General features: G+C 58.5%; 12 protein-coding genes. 11 read left to right on the forward strand and 1 reads right to left on the reverse strand.

What is annotated here, in order from left to right; all coding sequences use genetic code 11:
* Window positions 1-8 precede the first annotated feature (8 nt).
* From FEM03_RS21910 to FEM03_RS21920, 3 genes are all read left to right on the forward strand, one after another.
* On the forward strand, window positions 9-2,003 hold the full coding sequence (locus tag FEM03_RS21910; protein ID WP_138088456.1) for a hypothetical protein: 1,995 nt from the start codon (window positions 9-11) through the stop codon (window positions 2,001-2,003).
* A gap of 19 nt (window positions 2,004-2,022) precedes the next feature.
* Window positions 2,023-2,775, forward strand: coding sequence for a hypothetical protein (locus FEM03_RS21915; protein WP_138088457.1), 753 nt, complete (start codon window positions 2,023-2,025; stop codon window positions 2,773-2,775).
* Between the two features lie 99 nt (window positions 2,776-2,874).
* Entirely contained in the window at window positions 2,875-4,833 is a 1,959-nt protein-coding gene (locus tag FEM03_RS21920) for a phospho-sugar mutase (protein WP_138088458.1), read from the forward strand.
* Window positions 4,834-4,943: 110 nt separating this feature from the next.
* On the opposite strand, the gene FEM03_RS21925 is transcribed toward FEM03_RS21920, so the two are convergent.
* Window positions 4,944-5,387: a hypothetical protein gene (locus FEM03_RS21925; RefSeq protein WP_138088459.1), complete on the reverse strand. Its 444-nt coding sequence runs from the start codon at window positions 5,385-5,387 to the stop codon at window positions 4,944-4,946.
* 274 nt (window positions 5,388-5,661) lie between these two features.
* On the opposite strand from FEM03_RS21925, the gene FEM03_RS21930 reads away from it, so the two are divergent.
* The 8 genes from FEM03_RS21930 (at window position 5,662) to FEM03_RS21965 (ending at window position 12,922) form a co-directional block, all read left to right on the forward strand.
* On the forward strand, window positions 5,662-6,237 hold the full coding sequence (locus tag FEM03_RS21930; protein ID WP_138088460.1) for a hypothetical protein: 576 nt from the start codon (window positions 5,662-5,664) through the stop codon (window positions 6,235-6,237).
* Between the two features lie 139 nt (window positions 6,238-6,376).
* Window positions 6,377-7,489, forward strand: a complete 1,113-nt coding sequence (nagZ, locus tag FEM03_RS21935) for a beta-N-acetylhexosaminidase (RefSeq protein ID WP_138088461.1) — start codon at window positions 6,377-6,379, stop codon at window positions 7,487-7,489.
* Between the two features lie 20 nt (window positions 7,490-7,509).
* Window positions 7,510-7,881, forward strand: coding sequence for a four helix bundle protein (locus tag FEM03_RS21940; RefSeq protein WP_138088462.1), 372 nt, complete (start codon window positions 7,510-7,512; stop codon window positions 7,879-7,881).
* A gap of 52 nt (window positions 7,882-7,933) precedes the next feature.
* On the forward strand, window positions 7,934-8,635 hold the full coding sequence (locus FEM03_RS21945; protein WP_138088463.1) for a zinc ribbon domain-containing protein: 702 nt from the start codon (window positions 7,934-7,936) through the stop codon (window positions 8,633-8,635).
* Window positions 8,636-8,748: 113 nt separating this feature from the next.
* A complete protein-coding gene (locus FEM03_RS21950) occupies window positions 8,749-9,570 on the forward strand; it encodes an SMP-30/gluconolactonase/LRE family protein (RefSeq protein WP_138088464.1) in 822 nt (273 codons plus the stop codon).
* A gap of 10 nt (window positions 9,571-9,580) precedes the next feature.
* Entirely contained in the window at window positions 9,581-10,519 is a 939-nt protein-coding gene (locus FEM03_RS21955) for an alpha/beta hydrolase (RefSeq protein WP_138088465.1), read from the forward strand.
* Between the two features lie 137 nt (window positions 10,520-10,656).
* Window positions 10,657-11,748 (forward strand): SPFH and helix-turn-helix domain-containing protein, encoded by a 1,092-nt coding sequence (locus FEM03_RS21960; RefSeq protein WP_138088466.1) that lies wholly within the window; start codon window positions 10,657-10,659, stop codon window positions 11,746-11,748.
* 103 nt (window positions 11,749-11,851) lie between these two features.
* Window positions 11,852-12,922: a TFIIB-type zinc ribbon-containing protein gene (locus tag FEM03_RS21965; RefSeq protein WP_138088467.1), complete on the forward strand. Its 1,071-nt coding sequence runs from the start codon at window positions 11,852-11,854 to the stop codon at window positions 12,920-12,922.
* Window positions 12,923-12,940: the final 18 nt, after the last annotated feature.

Raw genomic sequence — 12,940 nt, forward strand, 5'->3', positions numbered from 1 at the left:
TCCATCCCATGAAACCATCCCGACTCCTCTTCATCCCCGCCCTGCTCTGCCTCCTCACCCCCTTCCTCAGCGCCCAGGACCAGGACCATGACCCATCCACCCCCTGGACCGGCAACTGGAACTCCACCTACGGCCAGCTCCGCCTCACCCAGGAAGGCGACCGCGTCTACGGCGACTACAGCAATCGCGGACACTTCGAAGCCCGCACCCGCGAAGACCTCCCCGGCGTCCTGCGCGGCACCTTCCAACGCAACGACGGCAAATGGGGCTTCATCCAATTCATCCTCTCAGAAACCAAAGACAGCTTCAGCGGAGCCTGGGCCTACGAAAAATTTCCGGCCGAAGGCACCGTCAACTGGCGCGCCACCCGAACCAGCCTCACCCCCGACCCCATCGTCAACGCCGTCAACAGAGACCACTACTGGGCCGACCCCTACGCCGAAATCGACTCCCCACCAGACCAAATCATGAACTGGATCAGCGGCCCAAAAACCGACACCGACACCATGCAAAAGGACAGCCCCCCCATGCAAAAGGACGCCCCAGCTGACCAGGATACCCCTGCCCCCGACACCGATGTCGACGGCGCCTATGCCGACCACTTCCAAACCCCCGAAAAACTCGCCGCCGCCATCTTCACCCCCTACACCGGCGACGGCAACCCCGTCATCCCCCCGCCCGTCAGTTCAGCTGCCCTCCCCGACGCCCCCACCGGTTACCTCCACCTCGATGGCCCACTCGCCAACGCCGTCCAATCCTACTTTGAGGCAATCGACGAAAAACCCGAACTCGCCATCGGCTTCGACCCCCTCATCGACGGCCAGGACTACGACATCACCGACTTCAAAATCCACCCCGCCGAAGTCAGTGAAACCCCCAGCGGACGCCGCCCCGGACTCGTCGTCGTCACCTTCAAAAACCTCGGTGAACCCCGCGAAATCTGGCTCGGCGTCGAAGACGTCGGCGGCGAACGCCCCTGGAAACTCACCGCCATCCGCGCCGAAAAAGGCCACGAAGGCCGCAAATACGACCTCTATCAAGTGCTCGAAAACGCCGCCTACGCCGACGACCAGGCCTCCACCCAACCCGCCAGCCCCGACTTCAGCGCAGACAAATCGGAGCGCGCCGACCTGCTCCTCCACTTTGTCAAAATGAACGACCCCGCCCTCGCCGGCCGGCTCAAGAGCGAATTCGAACCCCTCGGTCACCTCCACCAGGAAGGCCGAGTCGTCCGCCGCTGCGGCGAATATGGCGATACCCCCATCGGCAACAGCGCCGTGCCCCCCTTCATCACCCTCTGGCGAAAAAAACAACCCCAACCAGGCGAACCCACCATCTTCGAACTCCAGCTCCATGGAGAGACCCTGCTGCTCGACGAACGCGGAAAACCTCTCGTCGTCAACGACCCCAACCTCGGCAGCTTCAATACCAAACCCGTCATCACAGAAGTCCGTTTCGAACCCACTCCAGAAATTGCGACCATTGCACCAAACGAAGCCCAGGAGGAAACCCTCGGCCACTACCTGTTCAGCCGCCCCATGGATCAAATCGCCGAAATGGAATCCTTTCTCATCCCTCTCAAAGACAGACCCGCCGCCACACTTGCCCTGTTTCGCGAAGGTCACCTCGTCTCCGGGATCGAATTCACCTACCTCGAAAAAGACTACAGCGGCTGGCGCTTCACCTCCCGCACTTGGGCCTCAAAATCCCCCAACACCTTCCTCGTAGAAATGCTCGACAAAGACGGCAGCCCAAAAACCGGCGAATCCACCTCCTGGATCATCTTCCGCAACACCAAAGACTTCCTCCTCACCCGCCACAATCAAGGCACCCTATCCGACGACCGCAGAATCTGGCCCGAGGTTAAACTCCGCGACGAACCACAATTCAACTTCTTCCACGCCTTCACCAACCTCCCCTCTGTCACCTTCGACAATCCCGAGTCCGGCATACCAATCATCGAATCCCTAGTCGAAAACTGGGCAAAACTCATCGCCCCATAGCTCCCGCGCATTCCCCATCATGCACATCTTTAACTACTACCTCACTCCCCAGGCCCTTCTCATCATCAGCGCCGTCATCATTGGCATCGCCTTCCATATCCTCGCCAGCAACAAAAGACGCAAACTCGCCCTCCAGCAAGACGCCACCGCCGCCGAAAAACTCGGCCTCCACCCCACCTTTAGCCCGGCCCGCGCCCCCCAATGGCGCAACATCACCTCCATCGTTGAATCTGGCGTGGTCGTCGCTGAAGGAGAACTCCACGGCCTGCCGTCCCACCTTCTCAGCCACTTCAGCACCCGCAAGCGCCACAACATTTCAAACCCACACCGAGTTCACTTCACCTTCACCCTCCCCACGCCAGCCCCCCACATCCTCCGCATTCATCCCAAAATCCCTCTTTGGACGCAAGCTCGCCGACCTGCGGAACCTCAGGTCCAAACCGGTGACGACGCATTCGACCAATCCTCCGAAGTCTTCTGCAAACAGCCCGCCCGAGCCCAGCAACTTCTCGACACCACGACTCGCCAAACCCTCATCGCCACCCTGCGCGAACTCACCAGCACCCAGGACAGCAGCATTCCACACGCCATCGCCGCCAAAACCTTCGGCACAATCAAGATCAACCAAACCGTCCTCATCTACACCCAGAATTGCCGCGCCACTGATCACGCCATCCACCAAATCAGCACTCTTGCCCCCCCTCCTCGCCTCTCTCGCCACCCGCAGCGCCAAACTCTGATCTCCTCCCGCGATCGCCAGCCTACCACCTGAAATCTTCTCCCAGGCTCGCACAACCAACATCCCCAAGCATAGCGGTTGCAATCCTCCACCGCCCTTCCTACAATCGCGCTCCACCGCAACCTATATACCATGTCCCTGGATACCCAACTTTCCCAAGCCGTCACCGAAGGCAAGCTGCTCGAAGCCTCCCTCAAAAATATCCAGGCCCTGCTCGCCGGCAGCAGCAATCCCGTCTACCTCGCCAGCATCACCGAACTCGCCGAAGCCGGTGAATGGACCGAACTGAACGACCGCTTCTTCACCAGCCTCAAATTTGGCACCGGCGGCCTGCGCGGACGCACCATCGGCAAAATCGCCACCAAAGCCGAGCTCGGCAGCGGCGACCCCTCCCAGCGCCCTGAATTCGCCTGCGTCGGCACCAACGCGATGAACGAATACAACATTTCGCGCGCCACCCAGGGCCTCGTCGCCTACTGCCACAACTACCAGAAAAAATCCAGCCTCCCCGGCAAACCCAAACTCGTCCTCGCCCACGACACCCGCCACTTCGCCACCGAGTTCACCAACCGCTTCGCCAAAATCGCCACCGAACTCGGCTGCGACGTCTTCCTTTTCGACGGACCCCGCGCCACCCCGCAAATGTCCTTTGCCGTGCGCGACCTCCACGCCACCGCCGGTGTGATGCTCACCGCCTCGCACAATCCTGCCCACGACAACGGCTACAAAGTCAACTTCGCCGACGGCGCCGGCATCATCGAACCGCACGCCACCGGCATCATCACTGAAGTCAACGCCATCACCAGCGAGACCTACACCCCGCTTCCCGCCGATGAACAAGGCCAGCTCACCATCCTCGGTGCCGAAGCCGACGAAATCTACCTCAAGCGCGTCGAGACCCTCATGCTGCAACCTCAGCTCCTCGAAAAAGCCAAAAACCTCAAGATCGTCTTCACCGCGCTCCACGGCACCGGCGGCGTTCTCGTTCCACGCATCCTGAAAAAACTCGGCTTCAACTTCCTCACCGTCCCTGAGCAGGACATCCAGGACGGACGCTTCCCCACCGTCGCTTCGCCCAATCCTGAAAACGCCCCCACCCTCGCCATGGCCGTCGCCCTTGCCGACAAGGAAGGCGCGGACATCATCATCGGCACCGATCCGGATTGCGACCGCATGGGCGTCGGTGTCCGCAATCCCAAAGGCGAAATTCAACTCCTCACTGGCAACCAGATCGGTGCCTTGATCGGCTGGTATCGCATCAAAACCTTCTTCGACCTCGGCATCCTCAACGCCGCCAATAAAAAACACGCCGTCTTCATCAAGACCCTCGTCACCACCGAACTTCAGTCCACCATCGCCGAAGCCTACGACATCAACGTCGTCAACACCCTCACAGGCTTCAAATACATCAGCGCCAAACTCGAAAAATACGAGCAGGCCCTTCCCGCCGACATCCGCGCCAAATACCGCACCCTCAGCGACGCCGAGACTCGCGATGCCCGCCTGAAACACAGCCAGTTCTTCGTCTTCGGCGGTGAAGAAAGCTACGGTTACCTCGGCACCGACTTCACCCGCGACAAGGATGGCAACGGCGCCGTGGTTATGTTCGCCGAAGTCGCCGCCTACGCCGCCTCCGAGGGCAAATCACTTATCGAACTCCTCGACGAAATCTACGCCACCTACGGTTATTTCCTCGAAACCGGCCATAGCAAAACCTTCGAAGGTGCCCAGGGTGCCGCTCAAATCCAAAAACTCGCCGACTCCTACGTCAACAGCCCACCTTCGACATTCGACGGCAGCCCGGTCATCGAAGTCAAAGACTACAGCAAAGGCGGACATCTCGACGAAGAAGGCGACCCGATCCCTGCCGAAAAAATGCTCTGGGTTTATCTCGAAGACGGTCGCGCCTTCGCCGTTCGTCCTAGTGGCACCGAACCCAAAATCAAATATTACCTCTACGGCAAACAGATCCCCCAATCCGGCGATCCCTTCACCACCGAGGAACTCGCCGCCGCCAAACAGAAAGTCCCCGCCAGCCTCAAAGCCCTCTGGTCCGCCATCGAACAAGACATCACCGCAAGATTGTCATAAGTAGCAGCCGACGTAAGGAGGCTCCAATTCAATTCGAGGGACGCCCAAACGCCCCTCGCAACATTCTCACGTCGCGCCGGGAACCGATAACTCGGCCTCATAGATTCCCACTACTCCATCGTCAAATCATTCAGCCGCACCAGATTGTCAAAATCCGGGTGATCAAAAATTACCCGCAATTCTTGATAGGCCGGGGTCAGCGCCAGCCCCTTAAACCGCCCCTCAGCCACCTCCCGTTGCAAATCATTAAAGTGCAACTTGATGGCCGAAAGCTTGGCTACTGAAATCCCCCCGCTGTTCCTCATCCTCTCCCACTGCAACTCCCGCTTTTCCCGTTCCTGATTCTGCGCTTTGATCCAAGTATTGGCATTAACCAACTCCAACTTCGCCAGCTCCAATTCTTCCCGTATCTGCTGCTCGCGTTGCGAAACCAAACTCACCGTTCCCTCAACCACCCGGTCCCCCTTTCCCACAAAATATCCCGCCCCCATCCCGACCAACATTCCTATCGCGAGCAAACCAAAAACGACCCATCGATTGCAGTTGTTCTTCATAAGATTTTCTCCAACCGCTAATCTACCACTCCGAACTTCCTCCTCCCAGATAAAAAGTCTCTTCCCCGAGAGGAAACCGCATTCCAGCCCCCCCTTTCTGACTGCGATCGCAAGCCCTGAGGCGAGACACCACTTAGGCCGGAGTCCAAACACCTCGACTTCATCCCCCTCTGCACCTAACCTTACTATCGCACCTGCAAGAAAAACTTCCGTCGTTTGAATAAAACCCCGACCACGGTCATCTCATCAACCGCATATAACAATGCATCCCATCATGAAATCCATGTCAGTATCCAGTCTCTTCTTCCGCGGCGCCATCGGTGCCCTTCTTGTTCAAGCCGTCAGCCTTGTCAGCGCAGAGGCCCGTCCCGGAGATCGCACCCCGTCCTCCGTGGTCCGTCTCGACGCCGCCGCCCATCAGCTCGTTGAGTCCTATGAGCGCAGCCTCTCGAGCCATCGCCACAAGCACACCTCCTCTCGTTCCGAGATGCGCTTCCTCCAGGCCGCCAAGAACCTCGAGTCCAGCGCCCACTCCTTGCGCGTCAATGTCGATGCCGAACGTGGCTCCCGCCGTGCCCAGGAAGACGTCGCCATGCTTCGCCGCTCCTACTCCTCATTGAGCGACGCCTTATCCAACGTCCGCTTGAGCGAACGCGTCCGCAACGACTTCTACACCGTTCGCTCCCTTGTTAAACAAGTCGATCAAGAACGCGATCGCATTTACGCCGCTGCCAGCCCCCGCCGCGGACACGATCGTCACGATCATGATCATGATCATCGCCACGACGACCGCAAAAAAGACGACCGTCCACGTCTTCCCGGTGTCCTCGGCCGCATCTTTGGCAACTAGCCACCCCAAAACCAAAACCAAACCCCAAATCCCTGCAAAACGGCGAGTGTTCATTCACCCGCCGTTTTTTGTGCCCTCATCACAGCCGCCCGCACTTTTCCCTTTTCACTTTCGCCTTTTCCCTTCTACTCTCCCCCCAATGTCCATCCACGACTCACGAATCGGCCAACTCCTTCTCACCGGCATTCCTTCGACCGAACTCGACAGCGCCACCGCCGCCCGCCTCAAAAAACTTCAACCCGGCGGTTTCATCCTCTTTAGTCGCAACCTCGAAAGCCCCCAGCAGCTCCGCAAACTCTGCGACGACTTGCGCGATCTCTCTCTCGTCGAACCCATCATCACCATCGACCAGGAAGGCGGACGCGTCTCCCGCCTTCGTTACATTGGTCACGAACCCCCCAATGCCCAGCAACTGCGCGACAAAAACGATCCCGCCCTCATCGACCGGCACGGCAAACTCACCGGTCAGATCCTGCGCCTCTTCGGCATCAACCTCGACCTCTGCCCCGTCCTCGACATCAGCTACGACGATCAGGCCGACAACTCCCTCAAAGGCCGCACCTACGGCACCGACGCCCAGCAAGTCATCACCAACGCCGGCATCTTCAACCGCGCCATGCGCAAAGCAGGCACCCTCAGCTGCGCCAAACACTTCCCCGGCTATGGACCCGCCGAATGCGACCCTCATGAGTTCCTCCCCATCATCACCAAGTCCAAAGAACAGCTCCTCGAAACCGAGCTCGTCCCCTACACCGCCCTCATGCCCGAGCTCGACTCCGTCATGACCTGCCATGCCAATTATCAGGCTTACGATCCCGAAAACGAGCGCCTCCCCGCCTCCCTCTCGCACAACATCGTGCAAAAACTTTTGCGCGATCAACTCGGATTCGATGGCCTCGCCATCACCGACGACCTCGACATGGGAGCCATCCTCAACGAAGTCACGTTTGAACAGGCCATCCAAGGTGCCATCAAAGCCGGCAACGACATGGTCATGATCTGTCACCGCCTCGAAATGGTTGAGCAAGCCAAAATCCATCTCGAAGCCCTCCCCAACCCCACCGTCCACGACGCCCTCATCCGCATGGAGAAGTTCAAAAAGAAACTCCCCAAACCCGACCACTTCACCCTCGAGAAATTCAAAGCCATCAACGAAGCCATCTGGCAACTCCGCGTCGACACCCTCGGCGAAACTCTCGCCAGCCAACTCAGCGTCGAAGACGGCAAACGCTCCCCCGTCGAGCTATACTGAATAGAGCCGAAAGCGAAAAGATGAAGGACAAAGAAGACCTACCCGCAGACAACCTTGGTGCCCGCACCAAACGCTTCGCGCTCGACATCATCGACGGTTACACCTCTCTTCCTCCCACCGAAGTTGCCAGAGTCCTTGGCCGCCAAATCCTTCGTTCCGGCACCTCCGTCGGATCGCATTATCGCGAAGCTTCCCGCTCCCGTTCTGATGCCGAATTCGTCAGCAAACTCGAAGTAGCCCTACAAGAACTCGAAGAAACGCGCTATTGGTTGGAGCTGCTCCTGGAATCCAGCCAGGCCAAACCCACCATCATCACGCCTCTCCATTCCGAGAGCACCGAACTCATCGCCATTTTCACCACCATCGTCCGCAACCGCAAAAACAGCCGCTAGTTCCTACCCGTTTCAGGCTTATTCTTTAGCCTTTATCCTTTATCCTTTCTCTATGTTTCCTCTCGTCCGTGACCTCCTCGTTCTTCAAGATTGCGACCAGCGCATCCGCTCCCTCAGCAAAGACCTCAAAGACATTCCCCGTCTCGAACTCTATGCCAAAAGCCGCCTCGAGAACGAAACCGCCGCCGTCAACGCCGCCCACGATCGCATGCGCGTCGTCGAACTCAAAATCAAGTCCGTTGAACTCGACGTGCAAACCCGCCGCACCAGCATCACCCGCATCAAGGACCAGCAGTTCGCCACCCGCAAAAACGAAGAGTTCCGTGCCCTCGCCCACGAAGTGGAACGTTATGAAAAAGACGTCAGCAATCTCGAGGACCAGGAACTTGAGCTGATGGAACAACTCGACACCATCAAACCCGACCTCCACGCCGCCCAGGCCGCCCTCGCCGTCACCCAAAAAAGCATCGACGAAGAACTCACCGCCCTGCACGAACGCGCGGAGGCCATCAAAGTCCGTCTCACTGAACTCAACACCCAGCGTCTCGACCTCATCAAACCCGTCGACCCCACCACCCTCAGCCTCTACGACCGACTCATCAAAAGCAAAGGCGGTGATGCCGTCGTCCCGATGAGCGAAGGCATTTGCGGCGGCTGCCACGTCCGCGTCGTCTCCGGCACCATCCAAAGCCTCCGGGCCAATCAGTGCATCACCCATTGCGAACAATGCGGACGCATCCTCTATCAGCAGTAACATAGGCTTCCAGCCTGTGAGTCCAACAGGCATTCTGCCTGTTGCCCAAAAACCCAGCGGCACAGCCGCCAAAAATCCTTTAGCCTTTAGCCCTTATCCTTTATCCTTTCAAGATGTCCCCTCTTCCCACACCCAAAACCCAATGGGGCGAAGGCCCCATCTGGCACAAAGAATCCCTCTACTACGTCGACATCGAAGGCCACCAGGTCCTGCGCTACACCCCCTCCACCAATCACGTCAAAACCTGGCCCACCGGCGAACGCGTCGGCACCGTCGTTCCCCGCGGCTCCACCGGCCTCGTCATCGCCGGAGCCAGCGGCTTTGCCTTCCTTGACGAAGTCACCGGCGAAATCCGCCCCATCGGCGATCCGGAAGCCGACATCGACCACACCCGCTTCAACGACGGCAAATGCGATCCCGCCGGTCGCTTCTGGGCCGGCACTATCGACCTCAACAGCCCGCGCCAACCCGTCGCCTCCCTCTACTGCCTCGATCCTGAACTCACCTTCAGCACCAAACTCAAAGGCGTCACCAACTCCAACGGCCTCGCCTGGACCAGCGATACCAAAACGTTTTATTACATCGACACCCCAAGGAAAAACGTCCTCGCCTTCGACTACGACCTCGACACCGGCACCATCACCAACGAGCGCATCGCCTTCGACACCTCCTCTCTCAGCGGCAATCCCGATGGCATGACCATCGACAGCGACGACAACCTCTGGATCGCCTTCTGCCGCGCAGGCACCATCCGTTGCATCAATCCCCGAACCGGCAGCGTCCTCCAGGAGATCGTCGTCCCCAACGACGATAACGTCACCGCCTGTGCCTTCGGCGGCGAAGACCTCGGCGACCTCTACATCACCTCCGGCGAACACCTCTACGTCACCCGCCCCGGTGCCACCGGCGTCCCTGCCTATACGTTCGGTGGATAGTTAGAAAATCATGCCAAAGCGCCGCCGCTTTCTCCTTGTCTGCATCGCGCTCTCTGCGTTGGCGGGATTGTTCGTCTTATCAAAAACCCACGCTGACAAACCCAAGCCACCGGATACCATCCTGTTTGAGCCGAACATCGTGTTCGGTAAAGGCGGCGATGATGATCTAAAACTTGATCTGGCCCGCCCCAAAAAGATCGACGGCAAAGCTCCTGCGCTTGTCGTGATCCACGGCGGCGGTTGGATAAGCGGTGACCGCTCCAGTCTACACCCCTTGTTATTTGGCTTTGCCAATGCGGGCGTCGTTTGCATCAGCATCCAATATCGGCTCGCACCCCAAGCAAAATTTCCCGCTCAAATTGAAGACGTCAAATGCGCGGTTCGATGGCTGCGGGCCAACGCCGACCAATACCAGATCGACCCGAACCGCATTGGGGCCATCGGCATGTCCGCCGGTGCTCATCTCGCCATCTTGCTGGCCGTCACTCCCGACCAAAAATCATTTGAAGGCACCGGAGGTCATCCTACTCATTCCTCCCAAATCTGCACCGCCGTTGGCATCGCAGGTCCTTACGATCTCACCCTCGGTTATGCCAGCAGCGTCAAACAAAGCGCACAAGAAGGACCCGCCGTCCGCAGCATGCTCGAATCCTTTCTCAGCGGAAACCCTGATCAAGTCCCTGACCAATACCGCGATGCCAGCCCCATCAATTACGTCCGCAAGGACAAACCTCTCCCCCCATTGCAACTTCTTCACGGCGAAGCCGACACCCTCGTGTTAGTAGAACAAGCCGACGTCATGGCCAAAAAACTCCGCGAAGCAGGAGCCATGGTCGATTACCTCCGCATCTCTGACGCCACTCATGGCACCTTTGGCAAGGATCAGGACCAACACCTGCTTCGCATCTTTCAGTTCCTCCGCACTCATCTCAAACTGCCCGGCGCCTGACATCAATGTTCAACCCAAAAAATTTACCTGCGTCAGGAAAAATTTGAACCAAGTTCCTCCACCGCAGTCACAACGGCAGCCAATTTAGACAATCACCCCTGATCCACTCAATCAACTCCCCAACTTCATCGCACACCATGGGCATCATCGATTACCTTAAAGGCCAGTTCCTCGAAATCATCCAGTGGGAGGACGACTCCCGCGACACCATCACCTTCCGCTATCCCGACGAAGACAAGGAGATCAAACGCGGCGCCCAGCTCATCGTGCGCGAATCGCAAACTGTCCAGTTCCTCTACCTCGGCCAGTTTGGCGACACCTTCGGCCCCGGCAAACACAGCCTTGTCACCGACAACATTCCCATTCTTTCCACGCTCAAAGGCTGGAAATACGGATTTGAATCGCCCTTCAAAGCCGACATCTATTTCGTCAACACCCGCCTCTTCACCGGCAACAAATGGGGCACCTCCAATCCCATCATGATGCGCGATGCCGACTTCGGCATCGTCCGCGTGCGCGCCTTCGGCACCTTCGATTTCCGCGTCGTCGACGTCCCGCTTTTCCTCAAGGAAGTCGCCGGTTCCGACCACCAGTTCCGCCTCGACGAATTCGCCGACACCATGCGCTCCCGCATTGTCTCCGTGTTCAGCGAAGCCATCGCGCAATCCAAAATCCCCGTCCTCGACCTCGCCACCCGCTACACTGAACTCGGCGACGCCCTGCTGCCGATCATCAATCCTGTATTGAAGGTCAAATACGGCATTGAGTTCCCCAGCTTCATCCTCGAAAACGCCAGCGTGCCGCCTGAAGTCGAGGCCGCCATCGACAAACGCTCGAGCATGAGCGCCATCGGCAACCTCAACGACTACGTCAAATACCAGATGGCTGAAGGCATGGCCAGCGGTCAGGGCGGAGCCGGTGCTCCTGCCGAAATGGCGATTGGATTCGCCATGGCCCAGGAGATGATGAAAAATACCAACCTCTCCCCTGGCGGAGGTTCTCCTCCTCCACTTCCAGGTGCCGCTCCCGGAGCCCCTGCTCCAGCAGCAGCAGCGTCGGGCGGTGTTCCGGCGATTGACATCCTCACTCCCGGTCAGGTGGCCCAATCCCTTGGCGTCACCGAAGCCGATGTCATCGCCAGCGTTGAAGCCGGTGATCTCAAGGCCCGGAAGATCGGCAGTCAATACCGCATCACCCGCGCCGCCTTGGACGAGTTCCTCAGTCATTGATTAAAGCTTCAAGGTTTCAGTTTATCGTCTCCCGATCAGCCTTCAAGGCCGATACGGGAGGCCCTAAACTTCCAACTGAACACTTGAAACTTCCCTTTGGGCCATGTCCGAAGTCACCGCCCTCAACAAGTTCCCCTGCCCCGCCTGCGGAGGCGAGGCGGTTTGGAATTCCTCCAAACACAAACTCGTCTGCCCTTATTGCGGCACCGAATCCGCCGCCGAACTCAGCAAAGACGGCAGCCTCATCGAGGAAAACGACCTCACGCTCGCTCTGCGCTCCATTCCCGACGACCAGCGTGGCTGGGAGGCCGCCAAAACCTCCGTCAAATGTCAGAGCTGTCAGGCCATCTCCGTTTTTGACAATGTCCGCGTCGCCCAGCGCTGCGACTTCTGCGGCTCCTCATCGATGATCAGTGTCGATGACATCAAGGCCCCCATCCGACCCACCGGACTGCTGCCTTTCACCGTTCCCGACACCACCGTGCGCGAACAGATCCGTCAATGGTATGGCAGCCACTGGTTCGCCCCCAACAACCTCAAAAATAAAGCCCTCACCGACACCCTGCGCGGCATCTATCTCCCCTACTGGACCTTCGACGCCCATGCCGCCGCTGATTGGACTGCTGACTCCGGCACGTATTATTACACCCGTAACTCCAAAGGCGAATCCCAGCGCCAGGTTCGCTGGACCCGCGCCAGCGGCAGCCTTGAGCATTTTTTTGACGACCTTCTCATCCCTGCCTCCCGTGGCGTTCACGAAAAACTCCTGCGTCAGATCGAGCCCTTCCCCACCACGGAAAAACTCACACCTTATGATCCCGGTTACATCTCCGGCTGGGTGGTGGAACAATATCAGATCGATCTCGTCGCCTCCGCCAACGCATCCCGCGCCCGCATGAACGACGCCGTGCGTTCCATGTGTTCCCAGGCCGTTCCCGGCGACACCCAGCGCAACCTCCAGGTCAAAGCCGAATACAGCGCCCAAACCTTCAAGCACGTCCTGCTTCCCGTCTGGTTGCTCACCTACAACTACGGCACCAAGAGCTATCAGGTCACCGTCAACGGTAGCACCGGCAAAATCGGCGGCGAATACCCCATCAGTTGGATCAAGGTCATGCTCGTCGTCATCGGCGCACTCATCCTGCTCACGCTGATCGTATTGGCCAACAACTAGTCCCGCTCACTTCACATC

Origin of the sequence: Phragmitibacter flavus, from assembly GCF_005780165.1 — a bacterium.
Lineage (GTDB): Bacteria > Verrucomicrobiota > Verrucomicrobiia > Verrucomicrobiales > Verrucomicrobiaceae > Phragmitibacter > Phragmitibacter flavus.